This is a genomic window from Geobacillus sp. CCR, from assembly GCF_052906625.1.
Genome location: NZ_JBREBQ010000012.1, coordinates 57260 through 80983, shown reverse-complemented (window position 1 = coordinate 80983; position 23724 = coordinate 57260). Strand labels below are relative to the sequence as shown.

Below are 23724 nucleotides of genomic sequence, written 5' to 3'. Positions count from 1 at the left end.
TCACGCTCGCTCGGCGAGCAGCGATAAAGCATTCAAGGCAGCGACGGTCACGGTGCTTCCTCCTTTGCGGCCGCGGTTGGTGATGAACGGCACATCGAGCTTCGCCAATTCTTCTTTCGATTCCGCCGCCGAGACGAATCCGACCGGCAAGCCGATCACCAATCCCGGCCGCGCCTCTCCTTCTTTGATGAGGCGAATGAGCTCCAATAACGCTGTCGGAGCGTTGCCGATGGCAAAAATGCCGCCTTCCGCTTCTTTCACCGCTTTGCGCATAGCCACAATCGCCCTCGTCGTATTCAACCGTTTCGCTTCAGCGATCACGTCTTCATCAGAAATATAGACGCGCACCGCACCGCCGAACTTCGCAAGCCGCGCTTGATTGACGCCGGCTTGCACCATTTGCACATCGGCGACGACGAGCTTGCCGCTGCGAATGGCATCAATGCCTGAGCGGATCGCATCCGGGTGGAAAATGAGGCTTTTGCCCAGCTCAAAATCAGCCGATGCATGGATGACGCGCTGAACGATTCGGTATTGTTCTTCTGTAAATGAATGCTCACCGATCTCTTCATCAATGATTTGAAAGCTGCGCGCTTCAATTTGTTCCGGCTGCACCGTCGCCGGACGAAATGTTGTATGGAAGTCCATGACAATTCTCTCCTTTCTTCATGATCGCTTCCATGAGCGGCCGCTAGAATCCCATTCTTTACACGGCCGGAAGCGGCGCATGCTGCTTCAACGCCTCGAGCACGCCGGCAAAATCGTGATGCACGATGCCGTATGACAACCGTGGGCGGCGGATGACGATGACATCAATGCCGAGCTCCTCGGCGGCAGCGATTTTCTCATCGACAAACCCGACTTTGCCGCTTTCTTTCGTGACGACGACCGTGACGCCAAAATGGCGGTATAGCGCCCGATCGAGCTCTTTCGTAAACGGCCCTTGCATCATGACGATCTGCTCTTGGGAAAACCCGAGCCGCTCGCATTTGTCGAGATTGTCTTTCCGCGGCAGCATCCGCGCAATCACCTTGACGTCCGGGCGACCGATGAGCCTCGCGGCGAAAATGTCGAGCGTTTTGCTGCCGGTCGTCAGCATCACGACGCCGCCTTTTTCCGCCGCCAAGTCAGCCGCTTCTTCATAGCTGTCGACAAATGTCACCTTCTCGGATGAAAACGAAGACGCCTGCCGCTCGTAGCGAATGTAGGGCAACCCGGCGTCTGCTGCCGCTTGCATGGCGTTTTTTGACGCCTCTTCAGCAAATGGATGGCTCGCGTCCACAATCGCTTTGGCCCCCTCGGCTTTGGCCAGATCGGCAAGCTGGGACGCATCCAAGCGGCCGACATAGGCGCGAATGCCGGCCGATCGGAGCTGTTCGGCCGCGTGATCGGTGACGACCGTCGCGGTTACGTTATAGCCGGCTTGTTGGATCATCACCGCCAATTCGCGGGCATCGCTTGTTCCAGCTAACAATAAAATCATCGGACGCTTCCTCCTTCAATGATGGTGATGATGATGGTGATGATGGGCGGCGTGCAGCCGATATTGACAGATGTCGCAATTCATCGCCACCGTTTGGCCGAGCACCTCGTTGAGGCGGTCAAGCACGATCTCCTCAAGCTTCGGATGAAATCCAAAATAGCCGGCAAGCGCAAACGAGATATGCGAGTGCTCAGCTTGGTATTGCGCCATTTGCTGCTCAAGCCGCTTAATCAGGATGCCGGTGAATAAAAAATACGGAAGAACAACGATCCGCCTAGCTCCGAGCATGAGACAGCGGCGGACAGCATCATCAAGCGACGGCGTCGTCACGCCCATAAACGCCGGCTCGATGAGCGCATAGCCGGTCTGTTCCCAAAAGAGGCGGGCGATTTTATACAAGTCGCTGTTCGCATCCGGATCGCTCCCGCCGCGGCCAAGCAAAATGACCGCTGTTCCGTCATCCGGCTGCTCCGGCCGCTCGCCGATTTCTTGCAATCGTTCGCGCAAAATAGCAAATGTCTGCTCATGGACGCCGATGGGGCGGCCGTAGCGGAACACCATATGCGGATAGCGCGCTTTGGCCTCATCGATTTCCGCCGGGATATGCAGCTTCGAATGCCCGGCCGGCAATAAAATGAGCGGAATGACCGCCACTTCCATTGCCCCGGCTTCGGCGCAGCGTTCGATTCCTTCGCCGATCGACGGACGGCCAAATTCTAAAAAACTTGTTTCAATATGAAACGAATCGCGCAAACGCGGCCGCAGGCGGTCGACAAACTGCCGCACTTGCTCGTTCCCTTCCGGGTCGCGGCTGCCATGGCCGACAAATAAAATGGCTCTCATCCTTGTTTTCCCCCTTTTGTTAGCGGACGTCTTCCGCCGTTCCCTATAAGCGCAATGACTCGATGGGCGCTTCATCCAAATGCGAGGCGCCCATCTATGCTCTTTTATGGAACCAGCCGGTTATTCGATCGACTGTCGGAAAAAGATGCGTCGCTTCGACACCAACGACATCTGCAGACGTTCAAGCTGCACTTATATAACGCATGCTTCCGTCACTCACCGCAAGCCGGCATTTCGATGGACGCGGCCGGTTTTGCCTCTTCGTGTGAAAAACGTCCGACTTGCTTCACGCGGCGGAAAAACTTATGAAACCGTTCATTTGGATGTGCTTGTTCTTGATACTGTTCGATGATTTCTGCCATAACCGCCACAATTTCTTCCGGCGGAATGCCTTCCGCGACGAGCTGGCCGGGATGGGCGTTGCGGCCGACCGTTTTCCCGCCCAAAAACAAATCAAATTTCCCTTTCCGGTACACAAGCCCGATGTCTTCGTGCACCGCGCCGTAGCACGCCATCCCGCAGCCGTTGATGCCAAGCTTCAACTCTTTCGGCAGCGCCATGCCGCCAAACCGGCGCGCCAATTCCTCCGCGTATGGAATGGCGTCTTTTTTCTCTCCATCGCAAAAATCACATGCCTTCACCGTCAGCACATCACCGACCGGCATCACGATCAGTCCGGCGTCAACGAGACGGGCCACAAGCCCATCTGGGTCCTCTGTCAACCGTTCGATTTTCATATAATGATCCGGTGTGTAGGTCATTTTTCCATCCATCCCTACCACTTCCGCAAGCACGATGAGCTGTTCCGGGGTGAACTGTTTATTGGCCACGCCCGGGCTCACCGCCGCTTCCAACAACACGGCCGCCGTCTTTCTTGTTTTCCGTCTCTCTAAAGCGGCGAGCGCGTCTTCGGCTGTTTCTTTCACCCGTTTTGGCGCGGCGGTCGGCTGCCGTTTGGCTGTTTTTGCCAGCGGTGCAGCAAGCGGCGGCAAAACGGCAGCCAGCGGCGTTGGCTCGGCCTCCTTCGTGGCCGCGGCAACAGACGGCGGTCGAACCGCGGTGGCCAAGGCGGTGAAAGCACGATCCTTCTGGTTGTCCCCGGCGAGGACAGCCGCTTCGGACGGTCCTGATGCCCCCGTGCTTCCTTCGTCCTCATCTTCCAGCGGTTTCGTCTGGTCAAGCGCCCACGGCTCCGCTTCTTTGCGCAGCCGTTCATGCGGTTTGAGCGGCTGGACGGCGGCTGCTAGTTGATACTTGCGCTGGTAGCCGCGCGGCGTGATCATCACGCCGTCATGGACGAATGTCGTTGAGTTGCCGATAATCACCGTCGTCAACATGCCGATCTCATGGTCCAGCATATGCGCCAAGTCGGTGAGAACGATATGCTGCCGTTCGCGGTACGCACTTTTCACGAGTCCAACGGGCGTTGTCGGCGCACGATGGCGGAGCAGGATGCGTTGCGCCTCCACAATCTGCCGAGTGCGCCGCCCGCTTTTCGGATTGTACAACGCAATGACAAAATCGGCCGCCGCCGCGGCGTCAATCCGCTTTTCAATCAGCTCCCACGGCGTCAAATGGTCGCTCAAGCTGATCGTACACGCATCGTGCATAATCGGCGCCCCAAGCAATGCAGCGCACGAATGAATGGCGGAAATGCCGGGGATGACTTCGACTTCAATCGGACTCGCTTTCGTCCACCCTTTTTCGATCAACACTTCATACACGAGCCCCGCCATGCCGTACAACCCGGCGTCGCCGCTTGAAATGACGGCGACCGTTTTGCCGCGCTCGGCCCACTTCACCGCCGCTTGGGCGCGGCTCACTTCTTCGGTCATGCCCGTGCTAATGATCTCTTTTCCAGCAATGAGATCGCGCACAAGTTCGATGTACGTTTTGTAGCCAATGATGACGTCGCTTTCTTCAATCGCTTCCCGAGCCCGTTTCGTCATATGGTCGACGCTTCCCGGGCCAAAGCCGACAATGAGCAATTTGCCGCCCACTTTACAGCCCCCCTCTCCATATCTCGATTATCATCGACATCCCTAACCATATGCTGTAAATCCCTGTGACCGCACCAAGGACATAAAACAGTCGTTCCCGCTGCTTTGCTTTCCAAAATCCCCACGATAATCCAGCCGCTGTAGCAATCGTCGCAATGAGCAAGCCGGCGACAAACAGCACAAGCTGAAGGACAGCGGCGCTCACACGCACTTTTCCGACCGCGTGGGTGATAATGGCTAGCTGGGTCGGGCTTTCGACGCCAATGCCATGAATGATGCCGATGATCAAGGCGCCAGCCCAACCAACATGCGAAAAAGAACGGCAACTGTCCATTTCCCGCCTTCCCCGCAGCCATCGAGTAACCGTATGGCCGAACTCATAAAGGAGCTGAAACCGGCTTTTCACCTCACCCCGCCGAAAAAGAGAAAAAAGCATCATCCCGCCAAGAAGCACAAGCGTAACGCCAACTAAGAGCTCAATGGCGGCGGCTGACGACTCGGAAAGCCGGGCGCCGACCATGAGCGCCGCCACCCCCATGACAAACACGATTGCTCCGTGTCCAATAGCGTACATGATTCCGAGCGCCAACTGCTGTCTTCGCCGCGACTCGCTTCCGACCATATCCGCAATGGCCGCGACATGGTCGCTGTCCATCCCATGACGCATGCCGAGAAATATCGCTAACATTACATAACTGGCCCATTCCATCATTACGTCCTCCTCTTTCGAACGCCAATAACCGACTCCGTCCCACCAAGACGGGTCAACCCGTCTTCACGGTATTCATACGTCGCCCACGCGCGAAGCGGCTCGCCGTTTTGCAAATGGCGATGGACGACCTCTTTTGCCTTCTCCGGTGTCATCAACCGGTACCAGACGCCATCCGGGTAGACGATCATCACACACGCATCTTGACAGCGTCCGTTGCAGCGCGTCCTTGTTGTATGGACAGCGTCGTCAAGCCCAAGGCGGGCGATTTCCTCGCGCACCGCGGTTGTCACGTCATCTCCGCCATGGCGGAGGCACGTCCCTCCGTTGCAAATGAGCACATGATGCTTCATTCCCCGCAAATCCCACGTCGCCACCAAATCCCCCCTTTTGCTAGAATGGTAGAATGAAATGCGGCAGACGGACGGTTTTTCGACAAAAGAAAAAGCACCTCTACAGCAGAGGTGCAGAAAAATGTATACGAAAGCCGTAAACGGCCCAAACAGGGCCCCTAAAGCCGTCATTCTCCCGCACGTCTGCCTATAGTCCCGTAGGCATCCGTCCGATCCAAACAAGGCAGGTCTCCTGACTTAGGATCATCGCTTGGCGGCGTCTTCCCGAAGCATCCTTCAGTGACTTGTTGCCGCAAAGCTCCCCATCACAGTGGCGGGCACCGTGCCGGATTTTCACCGAGCTTCCCTTTTCACCCAAGCCCTAAGCGGGCTAGGCACCTTGTTTGTCTTACCGCCATATATGCGCTGTCATGGAACAAGCATCCGTTTTCATCGTAGTACAACCAATGCGTTGCCGTCAACCGTTTTTTGCCGACAAATCTTTGTTGGCGACGACAACGCCGTCCGCATCAGCGTACACGTACGCCCCTGGCTCCCAGCGGACGCCGCCAAACTCGAGCGCAACGTCGCGGGCGCCTTTTCCTTCTTTTTGGCATTTCGAGCGGGCGTTCCATTTCAACCAGAACGATACATCTCCAACTTGTCCAGGTCTAAGACAAATCCAGCGCCCAGCAATATATCCAATCCTAACAAACCGTTAATCCCCTCATAGTCCATCCCGCTAAAATCAATTTCATACTCTCTTAGCTGGAAAGAATCTAGCTGAATACAGTCTAATTTTTTTGTAAACGCGTACTCTTTCCCACCGATTCCGTAATAAGCCACAATACGATCGCCCGGCTCTACCCGCAAATGAATATCTTCTACTGCATTTTGAGAAATCACTGTTTTCGCCGCACCAGTATCAATCACCATATTATGAATCAACTTAGACCTTCCTTGATAAACGATTTCGATCGATGCAAACAGCAAGCCTTCACGATATTCAATCTGCATAATGAAATTTCCCTCTCAGGCCAATCGCTCCCCGAACTTTTAAAACAATCTCCTTGTGGCTAGTATGATAAACAAGCTGATTCCCTTTCGATTGCAGCAACTCACGAGTTGCATCCTTGTCCGAAACCGTTCCGATAACAGCCACCTCTTCAATGATTTCTTGATCTCCCTCTAAATGGGACTTTAATACTTGTAATTTCACAAATTGATTTGGATACAATGAACGCACTTCCTGCCATTCCATCTCCATCGCCTCAACCTGTTCGTTGTATTGAACGAGACTCAACCGCAGCCGTCAACCATTTTTCGCCAACAAATCTTTGTTGGCGACGACAACGCCGTCCGCATCAGCGTACACGTACGCCCCTGGCTCCCAGCGGACGCCGCCAAACTCGAGCGCAACGTCGCGTGAGCCTTTTCCCTCTTTTTTGCTTTTCACCGGGCATGTGCCGATCGCCATCACGCCAATCGGCATGGCGCCAATTTCCGCTGAATCGCGGATGCAGCCGTGGATGATGACGCCAGCAAGCCCCCTCTCGCAAGCGATTTGCGCCAGCCGGTCGCCTAATAGCGCGACGCGGCGCGAGCCTTTTCCATCGACCACGAGCACCGTCCCCGGCGGCACCGTCTCCAGCGCTTCTCGGACAAGGACGTTGTCTTCAAACACATCGACCGTCGCAATCGGCCCGGAAAACGCCCGCTTTCCGCCGTACGATTGGAACGGCAACTCGCATACTTGCAACTCGTCTAAAAATTGATCGCATAAATCGGCTGTTTTCATTGTCGCTCTCCCCTTTCATGTTTTGCATTCGCCGTCATTCGCCAAAATCCTTCTGCCTCAGCAGTTTTTTGTCGACGATCTTTCATTCGAACGACTGACACGAACGCGGCGATGTGAACCAAACCATTGTGTGGCGGTTAATCGCTTCGATGTATTCCACCGATCGCATTGAAACCATAAAAAACGGCCCCGCGCCGATATATAGCGGAGACCGTTTTCACCGGCTCAAAGCCCCTCCGGTTTGACCAGACGTTCAGCTGGGCTAGCTGGATTCGAACCAGCGCATCACGGAGTCAAAGTCCGTTGCCTTACCGCTTGGCTATAGCCCAACGTTTTGTTGTCGTTTACAGTATGCGGCATGATAACGCACTTTATGCATCAAACTGAATATCCCTTTGCTTGATGTGCGAAACTATCGGTACAAGCATCCTTTCCCCACTATATCACCTCGTTTTTCCCTCGCACTTGTTTTCCCGATATGATAACTGGAAGGGGAGAGATGTATATGCGCCGGATCACGGTTTTTCGCTTCTATCTTTGCACATTGTTTTTGTTATCGTTGCCGATCGTCTTAGCGGCCGCGGCTGCCTGGCAGCCATCCAGCCAGCCGAAAACCGCCGTCATCGCCCACCGCGGCGCGTCCGGATACGCGCCGGAGCATACGCTCTCATCCTACCGCCTTGCCGCCCGCATGCAGGCGGACTATATCGAAGTCGATGTGCGCGCAGCCAAAGACGGGAAGCTCGTTGCTCTGCATGATGCGACGCTCGCCCGGACGACAAATGCCGAAACGGTCTACCCGCGCCGTGCTCCGTGGCGGGTAAATGATTTTTCGTTCGCTGAACTGAGGCGGCTGGATGCCGGGTCGTGGTTTCATCCACGCTTTGCCGGCGAGCGCATCCCGACGCTTGATGAGGTGATTCAGATGCTGAAAGCGGAGCGTGTGGAAGCCCCGTTGTACATCGAAACGAAACAGCCCGGCATCGAAGAGGCGGTCGTCCATCTATTGAAAAAACACGGTTTCCTGCAACAGCGCCGCGTCATGTTTCAATCGTTCCACCCGGAAAGCTTGCAAGCGCTCCGGCCGCTCATCCCGCACGGCATTCGGCTCATTCAATTGGTCGGCGAGAAGGAAGCGCACAGCGGCCGCGACGAGCTGCTGCAACAAATCGCCGTCTATGCCGATGGCATCGGCTTGCCGCTTTCGGCCGTCACCGAAGAGTGGGTGCGCGCCGCCCATGGCCGCGGGCTCATTGTTCACGTCTATACCGTCAATGAACCACACGATCTCGCTCGCCTATGCGCCATGGGCGTTGACGGCCTGTTCACCGATTATCCAGACCGCCCTGGCCGCATTGCCGCCTGCCGTCGTCTGCCCCGCCATTGACCGGCCTTCAGGGAGCCAGGGGGAGCTTATTGTTTACATAATGTTATTATGGTTAATAAAAACGAAAATCGTTCCCATTTGACCCGATTCGGTGTATCATTTGAGAAAAAGGAGGCCAGATCATGTGGACGATCATCGATTACGAAAACGGCCCATTTACCGTGACGACGGACCGCCGCCGCGTCCAGCTTGAGCGCGTGTTTGACTTCCTTGCCCGCTCGTATTGGGCGAATGAGCGCAGCCGCGAAACGATCCTCAAATCGCTTGACCATTCGCTCTGCTTTTCCCTTTTTCACGGCGACAGGCAAATTGGCATGGCGCGCGTCATCACCGACCGGGCGACGTTCGCCTATCTGTGCGACGTGTTCATCGATGAAGCATACCGTGGGCAAGGTCTCGGGAAATGGCTGTTATCATGCGTGCTCGCCCATCCTGATGTCGCCGCTGTCCGCAAGGTGATGCTCGCGACCAAAGACGCGCACGGGCTGTACAGGCAGTTCGGCTTTGCCGCGCCGAGCGAGCCGGAGCGGTTGATGGAGCGGATTCAAGAGCCGCGAACGGAGTAAAGGGCAAAAAAAGGCGGGCCGCCATCGGTCCGCCTTTTCGCCAAACCTCCCATCCCCCAACGCCTGTTGCCTTCGTCACCGCTTCGGAAACTGAAACGACAATTTCTTCTCGTTTTCATCCCAAACGAGTATGGCGTCAAACGTTTTCCCGCCTTTTTTAAACCCTTTTATGACATTTGTTTTCCCTTGCGCCAGCAGCTTTTTCACATTCGCCGCCGAAATCGATTTGCCGAGAATGCGTTTGGAGATCGTAAACGAGCATTTTGTTTTCGCGTACTGGTCGCAACCGTACAACGTTCCTTTGTCGATGACGGTCCCGCCGCAAAGCGGGCACGGCCCAAGCTTCTCACCCATCGTTTTTTTCTTCCTTGTCCGCTGGATCGAGGCGGTGTCAACCCCTCTGAAATTCCAATTCGGCGCGGCGGCGATGGCGTCAGCGACCACTTTTTGCGCCAACTTTTTCACCTGTTCCATAAAGGCGGCGGGCGAGGCGCTCCCTTCGCCGATTTCGCTTAAGCGCTGCTCCCATTTCGCCGTCATTTCCGGCGAGGCGAGGATCGTGCCGCCAAGCGCCTCGATCAACACTTTCGCCTTGTCGGTCGCGTACACGAGGTTCTTTTTCACTTCAATATACTTCCGCTCTTTCAGCATGGTAATGATCGCCGCCCTTGTTGCTTCCGTGCCAAGCCCTTCCGTTTTGGCGAGCACTTTTTCCAGTTCCTCATCGTCCAAAAATTTTCCCGCCGTTTTCATCAAGGTGATGAGTTCGCCTTCTGTATACCGTTTCGGCGGCTCGGTCTTCCCTTCTTTCACCTTTACAGCGGCCGCTTTCCCCGCCTCCCCTCGCTCAAGGGGAGGCAGCGCAGCATCTTTCTCCTCCTCATGCGGGCGGATGACCGCGCGCCATCCTTCCTCGACGACCTGCCTTCCTTTCGAAACGAAGCGAGCCCGACCGTCAACGAGCGTCGTGACGGTCGTATAATCGATGACCGCCGCCTGGTGGTGGGCGGCAATCAAGCGGCGGACGACCAAATCATACACCTTCCGCTCGTCGTCCGACAGCTTCTCCGGGGCAACAACTTGTTCAGTCGGGATGATCGCGTAGTGGTCGGTGACTTTTTTCTCGTTTACATAACGCTTATTCTGTAAAATCGACGGCTGCGGCAGCGGAAAATACGGCGCGTACGCTGGAAACGATGACAACTTTTGCAAAATGGCAGGGAACGTTTCCGCTTCCCCTTTCGTCACATGCATCGAATCGGAACGCGGGTACGAAACGATCCCTTTTTGGTAGAGCGATTGCAGCACATCAAGCGTCTTTTTCGGCGAGAAGCGGTACAGCTTGTTCGCTGTCGCCTGCAGCGTCGATAAGTTGAACAACAGGGGCGGCTGATACGTTTTCCGCTCCGTGCGGACGTCGGCGACTTCCGCCCGTTTTCCTTGGCAAAAGGCAGCGATCTTTTTCGCCATCTCCTCGTCCCCAAGACGCGTTTGGCCGTTTTTATCCGTCCATTTTCCTTCATAACGCTTGTCGCCAATGACAAACGAGGCGACAACTTCCCAAAACGGTTCAGGGCGGAACTGCTCAATTTCCCGTTCACGCCGGACGATCAGCGCCAATGTCGGCGTCTGCACGCGCCCGACGGAAAACACATCATTCATCCCGCGCTCTTTCAGCAACAGGCTGTACACGCGCGAGGCGTTCATGCCGACGAGCCAATCCGCGCAGGCGCGAGCGTACGCTTCCTCATAGAGCGGGCGCGTCGTCTGCTCATCGAGCAGGCGGCGGAACCCTTCCTCGATCGCCTTCGGGGTCAAGGACGACAGCCAAAGCCGCTTCATCGGCTTGTTCACGCCGCTTAGGCGGATGAGGTTGCGCACAATGAGCTCCCCTTCGCGCCCCGCGTCGCCGGCATGGATGATTTCCGTCACTTCCGGCTTTCGCAACAGTTCCTTGACCACTTGAAACTGTTTCGCCTTCGCTTTTTCGATCTCATACTCGAACCGTTCCGGGATGATCGGCAACGTGTTGAGCGTCCATCGCTTCCACTCCGGCCGATACCGCTCCGGCGGGGCGAGCTGGAACAAATGCCCGATCGCCCATGTCATATACGCCCCGTCGGGAAACAAGTCATTCGGCAAAATTTCGATATAGCCTTGCCGTTTTTTCGTCCGAAAAATCGAGGCGAGCGTCGCCCCTTGGTCCGGCTTTTCCGCGATAATGACTTTCATCGCCCTTTCCCCTTACGGCACATCATGCCCCATGGAGCTTTGCAAAATGGCGAACCATTGCTCGCGGGAAAGCGACAAAGACAGCGCCCGCACCGCCCGCTCGATGCGTTCTTGTTTCCCCGAGCCGACAATCGGCATCATCCGCGCTGGATGAACGAGGAGCCACGCGTACAGCACTTCGTCGATCGTCTCAGCGCCCACCTCACCCCGCACTTGTTCAAACGTCCCGCGCAGCCGCACCGCCCGGTCATCGTCAGCGGAAAAAATCGCTCCACCGGCGAGCGGCGACCATACCATTGGCGGAACGCGCTTCTCAAGGCAAAGGTCAACTGTGCCGTCTTCAAGATTTTCCAACCGATACGCCGATACTTCGATTTGGTTGGTCACGAGCGGAAACGGCAAATACGACTGAAGCATTTCCCACTGCGAACGTTTAAAGTTCGAGACGCCGAAATAGCGCACTTTTCCGTCCTGTTTCAGCTGGCAAAACGCCTCGGCCACCTCTTCTGGATTCATGAACGGATCCGGACGGTGAATGAGCAAGACATCGATATAATCCGTGCGGAAATTGGCGAGCGACTGCTCGACCGAGGCGATGATATGGGTTTTGCTTGTATCATATAATTTCATCCCGTATTTTGGCGGCCGCTTGATGCCGCATTTCGTCACAATCTCGATCTGACCGCGCAAGCTTGGCTTTAACGCCAGCGCTTCGCCAAAGCGCGATTCACACGTGTAGTCGCCGTAAATATCAGCATGGTCAAACGTCGTAATGCCGCGCTCAAGACAAAATTCAATGAGCCCGAGCAGCTGCTCGCGCGAATAGCCCCAGTCCGCAAGCCGACAACAGCCGTGAATGAGGCGGGAAAAAGTCAAATCGTCCGCTAAACGGATTCGTTCCATTGATCGTCTCCCTTTCTTTTTTTGGTTTTGGCTAAAATCGTTCCGCTTGCGCATACTACCAACAAGAGGAAAAAACGGAAAGGACGTGATGATATGAAGCGCTGGCTTCTTGGGCTCGCCGCCGTGCTTCTTTTGGCCTCCCCATGGCCGACATCAGCCGCCGAAACTGCATACGAATGGAATGTGGCCGACATTTACCCATCCGAACACGAATGGATGCGCGACTACAAGACGGTGAAAAACGCCTTGCCGAAACTGGCGGCGTTTGAAGGGAAGCTTGACGATGCGAAGACGATCGCCAAACTGTTCGCCCTAAACGAACAAACGGCCCGCAAGCTCGAAAAACTGTCGCTTTACGCCCATTTAAAACGCGATATCAACATTGAAGATGAAACGGCGGCCCGGCTCGGGGCAAAAGTGGAAGCGCTCGCCGCCCAATATGCGGCGAAAACAGCGTTTATCGAGCCGGAACTGCTCGCCCTACCCGAGCGGACGCTCAGGAAGCTCCAAAAAAGCAAACCGCTGAAAGCGTACCGCTATTACTTCCATGAGTTGCGTGAGCAAAAGCCGCATACGCTCACGAAACGCGAAGAACAGCTGCTCGCGAAACTATCGCCGGCGCTCGGCGAAGCGGAGAACATTTATGACCACGCCGCCCGCGGCGATTACGAGCCGCCATCTGTCAAGATGCCGAACGGAAAGACAGTGACATTGACCGACGACCAATACGCCGCCATGCTCGAGCACCCGGACCGCCGCTATCGAAAGGCGGCGTTTGAAGCGAAAGCCAAAAGTTATGAAGCCATGGAACAAACCGCAGCCGCGACGCTGTATGCCTCGGTCAAAGCGGATGAATTGTATGCGAACGTGCGCCGCTATCCATCCGGCCTTGCCGCCGCGCTGGCCGCCGATGACGTACCAAAGGAAGTGTTCGATCACTTGATCGCCGCCACTCGCCGCCACTTGCCGGCGCTTCACCGCTATGTCGAACTGCGGCGGCGCGCGCTCGGGCTTGACCGCGTCCATAGCTATGACTTGTACGTGCCGCTCGTCGGCGAAACAATGAAACCGATTCCGGTCGAAACGGCGAAGACGCTCATAGTGGAAGGACTCAAGCCGCTCGGCGCCGACTATATCAAACAGGTGCACCGAGCGTTTCAAGAACGATGGCTTGATGTCTTCCCGCGCCCGAAAAAATATACCGGCGGCTACAACACGGGAGCGTATGACACCCATCCGTTCATCTTGCTCAATTACAACGGTTCGCTCGACAGCGTATTGACGATGGCCCACGAGCTTGGGCACGCCATGCATTCCGTATACACGAACCGCGCGCAGCCGTACCATTATTCCGGTCATTCGATTTTCACCGCCGAAGTCGCCTCGACCGCGAACGAATGGCTCATGCTCGATTATTTGTACAAACAGGCGAAAACAAAAGAAGAAAAACTCCGCCTGCTCATCGAACAAATCGAGCAAATCCGCGGCACGTTGTACACGCAAGTGATGTATTCCGAATTTGAACGGATGATTCATGACAAAGTGCGCCAAGGCGGCAGTCTGACAGCGGACGAACTGAACCATCTTTGGCTTGGCCTGCTCAAAACGTATTACGGCCCGGCGTACGCCGCCGATCCCGGCGCCGCGCGCGGCTGGCTGCGCATCCCGCATTTTTATGACGCCTTTTATGTATACAAATATGCCACTTCGCTCGCGGCGTCGTACACCATTGTGAGCGACATCCAAACCGATACAAGCGGCAAGGCGGTGAAGCGGTACAAACAATTTTTGCGCTCCGGCGCATCCGATGATCCGATCCGTCTGCTCAAGCGAGCCGGAGTGGATATGACAAGCCCCGAACCGATCGAGCGGGTCTTAGGTCATTTCGCCGAACTCGTTGACGAACTCGATCGACAGCTGCCAAGCCAAAACCGTCAGCGGTCTACATGAAAGAGGTGTCCCGCGCCGTTCGGGACACCTTTGTTATTGCGGCGGAAAAAAGAATATCGCTTTGCGCTGCAACGCGCCGAACCGGTTAAGGCGGTCGATCGCGCGCAAAGCGACACCATGCGCTTGCCCCGCAGCCAAGGCGGTTTATTCACTTAAAGATGCACCTGCAATTTTTTCTTTCACCTTGCGGATGTTTTCCATCTTATTGTCCCAGCACGCTTGGCTCAAATCGACGGGATATTGCTCGGGATTGAGCGTCCGTTTGTACTCCTCCCAAAACAAGCGCAAGCTTTCTTTCGCATACGCTTGAATGTCCGGAAGCGGGGGCGACGTATACACGAGCCGGCCGTTGTCGAAGATCGTCACATGCAAATCACGCGCTTCGAAATTGGTGACGAATTTGCTGATGAACGTGTACACCGGATGGAACATTTTCAGCCGCTCTTCTTGCTGCGGGTTTTCGCTCTCTAAGGCGATGTAGTCGCCTTCCGCTTTATGGTTGATTTTGTTGACGATGCGGTACACCCGCTTCAGCCCCGGCGTCGTCACTTTCTCTGGATTGCCGCTGATTTTGATTGTATCGACCATCTCACCGCGTTCGTTTTCAATCGCCACCATTTTGTACACGGCGCCGAGCGCTGGCTGATCGTACGCCGTAATGAGCTTTGTGCCGATCCCCCACACATCGATTTTCGCCCCTTGCGACTTCAAGTTTAAAATCGTATCTTCATCCAAATCGTTCGAGGCGAAAATTTTCGCGTTCGGAAATCCGGCTTCATCGAGCATTTTCCGCGCTTCCTTCGACAAATAGGCGAGATCGCCGCTGTCGATGCGGATGCCGATAAAGTTGATTTGGTCGCCCAGCTCCTTCGCGACGCGAATGGCGTTTGGCACCCCGGACTTCAACGTATCGTACGTATCGACGAGAAATACGCAGTCTTTATGACGGCGTGCATACTTCAAAAAGGCGGTGTATTCATCCTGATACGCTTGAATCATCGAATGGGCGTGCGTTCCGGCGACCGGAATGCCAAACAGCTTCCCGGCGCGCACGTTCGATGTCGCCTCAATCCCGCCGATATACGCTGCGCGCGCCCCCCAAAGCGCCGCATCCATCTCCTGCGCCCGCCGGCTGCCGAACTCCAAAGCCGGTTCGTTCCCGAGAATATGCTTAATGCGCGACGCTTTCGTGGCGATGAGCGTCTGGAAATTGATAATGTTTAAAATAGCCGTTTCGATGAGCTGCGCCTCGGCGAGCGGCGCCTCGATGCGCATAATCGGTTCATTGGCAAACACCACTTCCCCTTCGCGCATCGAACGGACCGTGCCGGTGAAGCGAAGCGTCCGCAAATAGTCTAAAAAGTCGTCGCGGTAACCAAGTTCTTGGCGCAAATAGTCGATGTCGCTGTCAGAAAATCGGAACTGTTGCAAAAACTGAATGACACGCTCCAACCCAGCGAACACCGCATAGCCGTTGCCAAACGGCAACTTGCGGAAAAACACTTCAAACACAGCGCGGCGCTCATGCATACGATCTTCCCAATACGTCTCGACCATGTTGATTTGATATAAGTCCGTATGAAGCATCAAACTGTCATCGGCATATTTTTTCATGAATGTGCAACCTCCAACATACGAATGACTGCGCCGCCGAATGGAGAAAAAGAACGTTCATCGTCTATTCTATCATGTTTTCTCCATTATTCCACTATTTCTGCGCCTAGCGTATGGCGAAAATGGCGGAGCGCCCATTCGTGTCCCGCCGCGTCGAAGCTCGCGACCGCCCGCCGGTGGACGACGATGCGAAAGCCTTTATTGTATGCATCGACCGCCGTATGGAGGACGCAAATATCGGTGCAGCAGCCGACCAAATGCACTTCCGTGATGCCTCTCTCGCGCAATTTCAGCTCCAAATCGGTCCCGGCGAACGCGCTGTAGCGCGTTTTGTCCATCCAGTAGACGTTGTCTTTATGCTTATTTGCTTGATACACCTCTTCGAGCTCCCCGTACAGCTTTCGTCCCTCCGTCCCTTCAATGTTATGCGGCGGAAACAGCTTCGTTTCCGGATGGTAGTGATCTCCCGCCACATGTTTGTCAATGGCGAAGACAACAAAATCTCCACGATCGATAAACTGTTTCGTCACCCGTACAAGTTCTTCTTCAATCGCCTGCCCCGGCTTCCCGCATGTGAGCGCGCCATGATCGGCGATAAAATCGACGGTGTAGTCGATGTTAATGAGTGCTCTCTTCATGAAAATCCCTCCTGCGTGTTTGTCTAACAAACGGGTCTTGCTGTACATTGCCGCTGCTATACTTTTACTCTACTCCAGCATGCAAAATCTGGGCAAGCAGAAGATTGCATAAGAAAGCGAGCCGATGATGCAAAACTCGCCTTCCATCGCTCAGCGGAAAAGTGATTCCTTTCTGACGAATGGTTTTTACGAATATTTACAAAAACAGAAAGTAGGATATGCCGATATGATCCCCCTTTTTTTCAATATCGTTTTTTTGCTCGTGCTTCTTGCCGTCGGTTTATCCGTCGTCTTCCTGAATAAATTTGCGTCAAACCGGATTCGCATGATCAGCTACACTGAGCCTCTCCGTTGGGTGCCGTTCAACAATTATCAGCTGAATCAAATCAACAAAGCGGCGCAACCATAAGCGCAAAGCGAAAATCCCGCGCCTGCTTGAAGCAGGCGCGGGATTTTCACTGATCCGTCAGCTATTTTCCGCCGCTTTCGCCGCTTTCAGCTGACTGCGCAAAATGAGCGACTGGATGATCGAGAAGCAACCGCCGACAACCCAATAGAGCGACAGCGCCGATGGGACGGAGCTGGCGCCGATAAAGATCATGACCGGCATGATGTACGACATCATCGCCATTTGCGGCATTTGTTCTTCGGCCATCGACGGCGAGAGGCGGAGCGAGATGAACGTCGTCAACGCCGCCAAAACGGGCAAAATGAAATACGGATCGCGGTGGCCAAGCTCGACCCATAGGAACGAGTGGGTTTTAATTTCTTGCGTCCGCGAAATCGCGTAATAAAGCGCCATAAAAATCGGCATTTGAATTAACACCGGCAGGCAGCCGCTCGCCGGATTGACGCCGTGCTTTTGGTACAGCTGCATCATTTCTTGCTGGAGCTTGCGCTGCGTTTCCGGGTCTTTGCTTTTATATTTTTCTTGCAGCTTCAACAATTCCGGACGCAGCTTTTGCATGGCGAGTGATGCGCGGAACTGCTTCAAAATGAGCGGCAGCAAGCAAAAACGGACGATGAGCGTCAGCACGATAATGGCGATGCCGTAGTTGTCGCCAAACCAGTGCCCAAGCGTCAAAAGGAGCTTCGACATCGGGTAGACAAAATAATGGTTCCAAATGCCTTGGCTATGTTCATTGATCGGTTCGTTGCGGTTGCAGCCGGAAAGAAGCAAGACTGCACCAAGCAGCACCAATACCCATTTTTTCATGAAAAGCCCTCCTTACTATCATGTTGCAAAATCATGCCGTTTCATCATAAAGGAAAGGGCCTTCCATCCTCATCCGTTCGGCTTGTCCGTTCCCGAACGGGAATTTTCCGCCGCTGCGGCAAAAACAGCGGGCGCCATGGAAGCGCCGCTCGTTCGGCGCCTCCTCCCGCCTCCCGCTCGCGAACCGAGGCCAACGCCGGCTCGTAAAACAATGATTTCGCTGTCCGATGTGCGCCCATATACCCTTTCATGATGATCCATAACGCGCCGACAAGCGACATATACACAAGCAAATCAATAGGCGCTTCCATGCGTCCCGTCCACCCCCTTTTGCCCCGTCCATCTTCTCTTCTCATACAATAGCAAACTTTCCATCAAAAGAAAAGCAACAATTGATCACATCCGCTCCAAGCGGTGAAATGCCGGCTCGTCAGCCGCCAACATGGCGAGCTCTCCGCTTTCATCAGCCGAAAATGCCGCCTCAAGCTCTTGCTTCGCCTCATCGAAGCGTCCAAGCAGCGCGAGACAGCGGGCTCGTTCGTAGCGAAGTCGAGCATCTTTGGCCATATGGACGCACCGTTCAATGGCAGCCAAAGCCCGCTCAATGTGCCCTGCCGCTTCATAAGCAGCCGCGAGCTGCATATTCAGCTCTTCATCCTCAGGATACCAATCGGCGTAGCGCTCCCAAAGCGCCGCCGCTTCCTGATAGCGGCCCGTTTCCATATACTGTTCGCCAAGCAACATGAGCGCCTCACGGGCGAGCGGTTCTTCCGCCACGATCGCCTCCAGCTGCCGCTCGGCTTTCTCGTGCTGCCCTTCTTGAAGCCAAACGACCGCCTGCAACACGCGCAGTTCGACATCGTCCGGGTCATCAGCCACTAGCCGTTCAAGCCACCGCTTGGCTTCTTGGCGCTTCTTCTCATCGTCGGCCTTCAACAAGTGTTCGACGAATTCACGCGCCAATGAAGGATCCCAAACGCGGGCGAGCGCCCGGCGCCACGTTTTGATGGCATCGTCCTCCAGCTCGATCGCCGCATAGAGGCGGGCGAGCTGCCCATAGGCTTCCGCATGGCTGCGATTGAGGCGAATCGCCTCCTCATACAAATCAATGACGATCGAAAACAAGGAAAACCTGCCCATCCATTCTTTCGCTTTTGTCCACCACCGCACCGGCTCGTCGCTTTCGTTCTGTTCCTCTTCCAAATACGGAAGGAGAGCGGCGGCCGCATTCCGATAAACAACGCTTTTCGCCTCACGGCCGATCTTCAGCCGCTCCAGCCGGTGGCGCAGCTTCCCTAAGCCGCGCATCGTTTTCGGGAATAAGGCGACATATGCCGAATACAACGATTCATCGTCGGGATGGCGCACCATCAACCGCTCGAGCAGCTTGATTGCCTCTTTCGTGCGTCCTTCCCGGCTAAGCACATTCGCGTAATGACGAAGCACTTCACTGTGATCCGGGTCAAGAGCAAGCGCCCTCTCGACCGCCGCCTTTTCTTGATCGCGGCGTCCGAGCGCTCCATATACATACCCGAGGCTGTCATAGTACCACACATCTCCTCCACGCGGACGGGCATCGGCCAACGCCTCAAGCAGCGCCGGAGGCTCTATGATCGCTGCAAGCTGTTCGCTATCCACTCGCAGCGGAGCAAGGCGAATCGCCTGAAGCAAATGCGCGTGCTGCCGCTCTTCGTTTCCTTCTGCCTCATAGAGCGCAGCTAAGCGAAAATGGCAGAGGACAAACGACGGATCGGCTTTGAGACACGCCTCATAATGTTGTTTCGCCTCTTGGTAGCGTCCGAGCGAGGCGCACAGCTCCGCCAGCCGGAAGAGTGAAAGCCAATGGCCCATGGCGGCGGCTTCTCGGTAAAACGCCATGGCCTTGGACGGCCGGCCTTGCCGCTCATAAAGGACGCCGAGAGCGGAATGGGCCGAAGCGAGTTTCGGGCGAGCCGAGACAAGCTGTTTCAAAAACGCCCGGCCGCGCTCTCGAAGAGTTGGCGTTGTCAGCTGGTCGATGTAAAACTCGTACGCTTCTTCGGCATCAAACTCGGCGAGGCGCAGCCCTTCCTCCAACCACGACAGCGCCGTCTCGCGTCCTTCCTCCTCATCGGCGAAACCGTGGGCGATGAGCCATTTGCCTGCATTGAGCCAATATTCGCTGTTGTTGGCAAAACGGGTGCGCTGCTTGATTACATACCGGCGCGCCGCTTCCACATCCCCGCGCTCCGCGAGGGCGGCCGCCAAGCCTAGATGGGCAAACACGTCATCGCTGTCATGGCGGATCGCCTCTTCGTAGCACGAAACCGCTTGTTCCGCCTCTCCTTCCTCCATATAGAGATCGCCAAGGCGGACGTAAAGCGGCGCCAACCGCCAGGCGGCGGCCAATCCCTCTTCCAACACCGCTTTCGCTTTTTCCCGATCACCGTCGTCATCATACAAGTCAGCCAACATCAAATACGGGTACGGTTCCTGCGGGTCGAGCGCTTTGGCGACGCAAAAGCCGCGTTCCGCCTTGCGCCGGCGGCCGAGCTCCCGATCGCAGCGGGCCCGCTCATACCAAAGCTGGGCATCCCGCCGTTCGCGGCGCACAAGACGATCAAACCAGGCGCGCGCTTCGGCAAACCGCTTCGCGTGGAACAACAGCACACCATGGTTCGTTTCGATAAACAAATCGCCCGGATATAAGCTGACCGCTACGCGCGAAGAGATGAGCCCTTTTTCGATATGACCGGCGTACGCCGAGGCGAGTCCGAAATAGCTCCACACTTCCGGCTGATCTGGGTCCAACTGGAGCGAGGTGCGAAAATAGCGAGCCGCCTCTTCGTAGCGGCTGGCAAAAAAGGCGATTCGGCCGCGCAAATAATGGTAGAGCGGGCTTTGCGCCTTTCCTTTCACCCGTTTGAGCACGTCTTCAGCCTTCTCCATTTCTTGCGTGTAGACATACGCTTTCGCCGCCATCAGCAGCAAGTCGTTATGTTCGGGATACTCGCTCAAGACGCGCCTGGTGTAATCAAACACAAGCGGCTTCGCCTCATCGCTGCTAAAATGCTTCATGACATACAGCCATGTGTACGGGATGTGCTCATGCTTGCGCAAAAAGGCGACAAACGCGTCGAAATGCGCCTGCTCGTCCTCATCCATCTTTTCGGCCAACGCATGCAATTCGCGGAAATAGCGGTCTTCCTCTTCGGGGAGCTCGGCGGCGAGCGCCGCTTTTTCCCGGGGAAGCGCCACAATCGACAAATAATGCGTCCCTGCATACCATTTGGCAAGCTCGTCCTCGGAAACAACAAACGGATCAAATAGATTCGGGTCTTGCACGTACAACGCCCCAAGCCGCTCGTCATAGCCAAACAACACCTGCACGTGCGATGACTGTTCATAATCGACGCTTAACAGCACCGGAACGTCCTCATCAATCAGCCGCTTCCAACGAAGCGGCGAGCCGACGAAAAAGCGGCAAACAAAGCCAAGCTCTTCCAAATAATGAACCGTCGTCGACAATTTCGATCCGCGCACATCAAAAATATGTTGGGCCACTTCATCCTGCGTACGGGGGGAGCCAAGCAATCGAAGCATCATTTCCAAACTTGCCGGCACGCAATAGTTATGCTTTTGCACGACCGGCACAAGCGGCAGCACCACCGACCGTTTCCTTTGCCGCCCAAGCGCTCGGGCGTACGGCGTTTTTTCAAGCTGCGGCTCCGCTTTCACAAGCGATTCAAGCTTCTCCCATTCGTCAAGCTGGTAATACAGTTCGGCGCGCAAATGGGCGAAATAACGGCGATGCATATGAAGCGGATTCAGGCGGTCAAGTTCATCCATCGCCGCGAGCGCCTCACGGTAGGCGCGCACATCGCGCAAGCGGCGCACGCGCTCAGCGTAAAACGCCAGCACTTGCGGAAAGCGCCGCCCTCCTTCCTCCAAAACGGCAAGCGCCTCGTGGTGGCGGCCGTCAAGAGCGTACAAATCCGAAAGCAGCAAATAGCACATGTCGCCGCGCTCCGGGTCATCGAGACCGGCGCGAATCACCTGTTCGGCGCGCTTCCGGTCGCCGGTCTCGATATAAAAATAGCCCCACTTGTCATGCATCGGCACCGTCTCATAGCGGGCAACCACATCCATCCATTCGTGCGCCTCATCGATCCGCTGCATATCCAATAAAGCGCGCACCAACGCAAACGCCGCCCGGGCGATCGATTCCCTCGGCTCCTCCACCCGGCCTTCGAGCGCTTCTGTAAGACGCGGGGTGAGCGCCTCTTCCACATCGAGCGGCCGGCGGTTCTCGAGCCACTCATCACACACCCAAGCGAGCGTCTGCAACGTGTTGAACTTCCGGTGGGCGTACCGCGCGACAAGCCCGCTATGCCGGTACATGAGCGCATAATCAAACAGCCGGATGAGCGCCCGAAACGGCTCGATGCTGTCCCATGACGCCATGAGCGGCCGCCATTGAAACAATCCCATGTTTTCTAAATGCGGCCGCACCTGGGCAAGGGCATCCACGATTCGTTTTTCTTCAACGAGCAATGCGATCGGTTTGATATGATTCATACAAAGAAAACTCCCTTATTCTTTTTCCAGCTATTTATAAGTGTAGAACAAGCCCGGCAAAACAGCCACATATTTTTTCACAAAAATACCGACAAACAAAAAATGGCCTCTCCTTTGAACAGGATCAGCCATATACCGATTCGTTTTATCCGGCGTGCTTGGCGAAAAATTCGAGAGACCGTTCAATAATCATCGGTTGATCGTAATCGAGCGTCGCCACATGGTAGCTGTTTCGGAGGCGGACGATCTCTTTCTCCGTCGATGAAATGCCTTGAAAGATGATGTCGGCGTTTCCCGGCGGCACGACGTGATCTTCGTCGGAGACAAAAATCAACGCCGGACAGACGATGCGATCGAGTTTCGCTTTTGTCTGTGCCATCAGCCTAGCCAGCTGAAGAAGCGAAGCGGTCGGCGTTTTCTCGTATGCCAGCTCTTTCACATCCGGATTTTTCAAGTCCGAACCGATCGAATCCAGATACCTCGGCAGCTCGCCCCCGCCCGTCATCCCGGCGGCGATGGCCGGGATGTCGACAGCGGCGTTAATCGGCACGATGCCGCAGATGTCTGGGTGATGTTCCGCCAAATAAAGCGTGAGCGTCCCGCCCATCGACAGCCCGGTGACAAAAATGGTTTGGCATCGTTGTTTCAGCCATCCATATCCTTCTTCGACCGAGGCGACCCAATCGTGGAATGTCGTCCGTTCCATGTCTTCGTAATGCGTTCCGTGCCCTTTTAAGCGCGGCAGGCAAACGGTATAGCCGGCTTTCGCATACGCTTCAGCGAGCGGGCGCATGCTGTGGGGCGTGCCGGTGAATCCGTGCACGAGCAGCACCCCGACCGGCCCGTTTTCGGCGTAAAACGGCTCGGCGCCCGAGAGCACCGGATATTGTTCGCTCATCTTCCTCTCCCCCTTATCTAGTCAAATCCGTTCCTCTCACTATATTCGCCGCCGCACCTCTTTTTTCCTTTTTTGATCGGACGCCGTTACCACATCGACAACCATGACCGCCACCATTCGTGAAACAAGCCGTTGACGCCAAAATAGACGAATGCGATCCAAGCGATGCCAACCAATGCTTTCTCCATCCCTTTTCCCGTCCGATAGAGCGGCACTTTCCACCGCTTGGACGAAAACGGCCAAAACAGCGGCACCCCTTGAACAGAAAAAAAGTCTTCCACAATATGAAACAAGTAGCCGAGCACGAGCCCAGCGGTAAACGGCGACGCCGAGTCGCGCCAGACGAGGGCGGCAAGCACCCCCCAGACGATGAGCGAATGCGTCATGCCGCGATGGCCGAACGCTTCTTTTACTTTCCCCGCGACGCCGAACGAACGGCGGCCGACGTATGACGACGGCTCGTCAATGTCAGGAAGAAGGCTGCCGATGACAAGCCCCGCCGTATAGGCGGCGGTAAACGGCAGCTTTGTATGCGCGGCCGCCGCCGCGCCGAGGCATAATGTGGCAATGACATGGCTGGAGTATCGCAACGAAATCC

22 protein-coding genes, 1 tRNA gene, 1 pseudogene and 1 riboswitch are annotated in these 23724 nt (G+C 55.5%); of the genes and pseudogenes, 4 read left to right on the top strand and 20 right to left on the bottom strand.

Annotated elements, in window-relative coordinates; genetic code table 11:
* The 11 genes and pseudogenes from ACVBDQ_RS08300 to ACVBDQ_RS08250 all read right to left on the bottom strand — a co-directional run bounded on the left by ACVBDQ_RS08300 (position 1) and on the right by ACVBDQ_RS08250 (position 7494).
* Positions 1-648, bottom strand: coding sequence for a precorrin-8X methylmutase (locus ACVBDQ_RS08300; RefSeq protein WP_015374901.1), 648 nt, complete (start codon positions 646-648; stop codon positions 1-3).
* A gap of 58 nt (positions 649-706) precedes the next feature.
* Complete coding sequence (gene cobK, locus ACVBDQ_RS08295) at positions 707-1483, bottom strand: precorrin-6A reductase (RefSeq protein ID WP_008880155.1); 777 nt, start codon at positions 1481-1483, stop codon at positions 707-709.
* A gap of 15 nt (positions 1484-1498) precedes the next feature.
* The gene (locus ACVBDQ_RS08290; protein WP_008880154.1) at positions 1499-2326 is read right to left on the bottom strand and encodes a sirohydrochlorin chelatase; all 828 of its coding nucleotides are present in this window, start codon (positions 2324-2326) and stop codon (positions 1499-1501) included.
* A 212-nt stretch (positions 2327-2538) separates the two neighbouring features.
* On the bottom strand, positions 2539-4326 hold the full coding sequence (gene cobJ, locus ACVBDQ_RS08285; protein WP_446663167.1) for a precorrin-3B C(17)-methyltransferase: 1788 nt from the start codon (positions 4324-4326) through the stop codon (positions 2539-2541).
* Position 4327: 1 nt separating this feature from the next.
* Positions 4328-5035: a HoxN/HupN/NixA family nickel/cobalt transporter gene (locus ACVBDQ_RS08280; RefSeq protein ID WP_223812636.1), complete on the bottom strand. Its 708-nt coding sequence runs from the start codon at positions 5033-5035 to the stop codon at positions 4328-4330.
* Positions 5036-5037: 2 nt separating this feature from the next.
* Positions 5038-5412, bottom strand: a complete 375-nt coding sequence (locus ACVBDQ_RS08275; protein WP_025039121.1) for a (2Fe-2S) ferredoxin domain-containing protein — start codon at positions 5410-5412, stop codon at positions 5038-5040.
* 181 nt (positions 5413-5593) lie between these two features.
* A riboswitch (cobalamin riboswitch) is annotated at positions 5594-5785 on the bottom strand.
* A 60-nt stretch (positions 5786-5845) separates the two neighbouring features.
* Positions 5846-5986: pseudogene (locus ACVBDQ_RS08270) on the bottom strand (RraA family protein); the annotation flags it as partial.
* Between the two features lie 17 nt (positions 5987-6003).
* Positions 6004-6384: a retropepsin-like aspartic protease gene (locus ACVBDQ_RS08265; RefSeq protein WP_008880146.1), complete on the bottom strand. Its 381-nt coding sequence runs from the start codon at positions 6382-6384 to the stop codon at positions 6004-6006.
* Positions 6374-6628 carry a hypothetical protein gene (locus ACVBDQ_RS08260; protein ID WP_008880145.1) on the bottom strand — a complete coding sequence of 85 codons (255 nt, stop codon included), beginning with the start codon at positions 6626-6628 and terminating at the stop codon, positions 6374-6376. The genes ACVBDQ_RS08265 and ACVBDQ_RS08260 overlap by 11 nt, the downstream gene beginning before the upstream one ends.
* A gap of 51 nt (positions 6629-6679) precedes the next feature.
* Positions 6680-7165 carry a ribonuclease E activity regulator RraA gene (rraA, locus tag ACVBDQ_RS08255; protein ID WP_008880144.1) on the bottom strand — a complete coding sequence of 162 codons (486 nt, stop codon included), beginning with the start codon at positions 7163-7165 and terminating at the stop codon, positions 6680-6682.
* Positions 7166-7422: 257 nt separating this feature from the next.
* Positions 7423-7494 (bottom strand) — tRNA-Gln (locus ACVBDQ_RS08250).
* 176 nt (positions 7495-7670) lie between these two features.
* Here ACVBDQ_RS08250 and ACVBDQ_RS08245 point away from each other — a divergent pair.
* Together ACVBDQ_RS08245 and ACVBDQ_RS08240 are read left to right on the top strand one after the other, a co-directional pair.
* Complete coding sequence (locus ACVBDQ_RS08245; protein WP_025039122.1) at positions 7671-8552, top strand: glycerophosphodiester phosphodiesterase family protein; 882 nt, start codon at positions 7671-7673, stop codon at positions 8550-8552.
* A 122-nt stretch (positions 8553-8674) separates the two neighbouring features.
* Complete coding sequence (locus ACVBDQ_RS08240; protein ID WP_014195907.1) at positions 8675-9118, top strand: GNAT family N-acetyltransferase; 444 nt, start codon at positions 8675-8677, stop codon at positions 9116-9118.
* A 75-nt stretch (positions 9119-9193) separates the two neighbouring features.
* Here ACVBDQ_RS08240 and ACVBDQ_RS08235 read toward each other — a convergent pair whose 3' ends face one another.
* Both ACVBDQ_RS08235 and ACVBDQ_RS08230 read right to left on the bottom strand, forming a co-directional pair.
* A complete protein-coding gene (locus ACVBDQ_RS08235; protein WP_014195908.1) occupies positions 9194-11350 on the bottom strand; it encodes a DNA topoisomerase III in 2157 nt (718 codons plus the stop codon).
* 12 nt (positions 11351-11362) lie between these two features.
* Positions 11363-12253: an aldo/keto reductase gene (locus tag ACVBDQ_RS08230; RefSeq protein WP_014195909.1), complete on the bottom strand. Its 891-nt coding sequence runs from the start codon at positions 12251-12253 to the stop codon at positions 11363-11365.
* Positions 12254-12346: 93 nt separating this feature from the next.
* Between ACVBDQ_RS08230 and pepF the strand changes: the two genes are divergently transcribed.
* The gene (gene pepF, locus ACVBDQ_RS08225; protein ID WP_047757900.1) at positions 12347-14203 is read left to right on the top strand and encodes an oligoendopeptidase F; all 1857 of its coding nucleotides are present in this window, start codon (positions 12347-12349) and stop codon (positions 14201-14203) included.
* Between the two features lie 144 nt (positions 14204-14347).
* On the opposite strand, the gene ACVBDQ_RS08220 is transcribed toward pepF, so the two are convergent.
* Both ACVBDQ_RS08220 and ACVBDQ_RS08215 read right to left on the bottom strand, forming a co-directional pair.
* Positions 14348-15817: a nicotinate phosphoribosyltransferase gene (locus tag ACVBDQ_RS08220; RefSeq protein ID WP_014195911.1), complete on the bottom strand. Its 1470-nt coding sequence runs from the start codon at positions 15815-15817 to the stop codon at positions 14348-14350.
* An 86-nt stretch (positions 15818-15903) separates the two neighbouring features.
* Positions 15904-16455: a cysteine hydrolase family protein gene (locus tag ACVBDQ_RS08215; protein ID WP_014195912.1), complete on the bottom strand. Its 552-nt coding sequence runs from the start codon at positions 16453-16455 to the stop codon at positions 15904-15906.
* Between the two features lie 226 nt (positions 16456-16681).
* Between ACVBDQ_RS08215 and ACVBDQ_RS08210 the strand changes: the two genes are divergently transcribed.
* The gene (locus tag ACVBDQ_RS08210; protein ID WP_236620464.1) at positions 16682-16864 is read left to right on the top strand and encodes a hypothetical protein; all 183 of its coding nucleotides are present in this window, start codon (positions 16682-16684) and stop codon (positions 16862-16864) included.
* Positions 16865-16921: 57 nt separating this feature from the next.
* Here ACVBDQ_RS08210 and yidC read toward each other — a convergent pair whose 3' ends face one another.
* The 5 genes from yidC to ACVBDQ_RS08185 form a co-directional block, all read right to left on the bottom strand.
* Positions 16922-17671 carry a membrane protein insertase YidC gene (gene yidC / locus ACVBDQ_RS08205; protein WP_014195914.1) on the bottom strand — a complete coding sequence of 250 codons (750 nt, stop codon included), beginning with the start codon at positions 17669-17671 and terminating at the stop codon, positions 16922-16924.
* 44 nt (positions 17672-17715) lie between these two features.
* A complete protein-coding gene (locus ACVBDQ_RS08200) occupies positions 17716-17982 on the bottom strand; it encodes a hypothetical protein (protein ID WP_011231313.1) in 267 nt (88 codons plus the stop codon).
* Between the two features lie 85 nt (positions 17983-18067).
* Positions 18068-22228, bottom strand: a complete 4161-nt coding sequence (locus ACVBDQ_RS08195; protein WP_021322598.1) for a bacteriocin-processing peptidase family protein — start codon at positions 22226-22228, stop codon at positions 18068-18070.
* A 145-nt stretch (positions 22229-22373) separates the two neighbouring features.
* Complete coding sequence (locus ACVBDQ_RS08190) at positions 22374-23126, bottom strand: alpha/beta hydrolase (RefSeq protein WP_014195917.1); 753 nt, start codon at positions 23124-23126, stop codon at positions 22374-22376.
* An 86-nt stretch (positions 23127-23212) separates the two neighbouring features.
* The gene (locus ACVBDQ_RS08185) at positions 23213-23716 is read right to left on the bottom strand and encodes a metal-dependent hydrolase (protein WP_011231316.1); all 504 of its coding nucleotides are present in this window, start codon (positions 23714-23716) and stop codon (positions 23213-23215) included.
* Between the last annotated feature and the right edge of the window lie 8 nt (positions 23717-23724).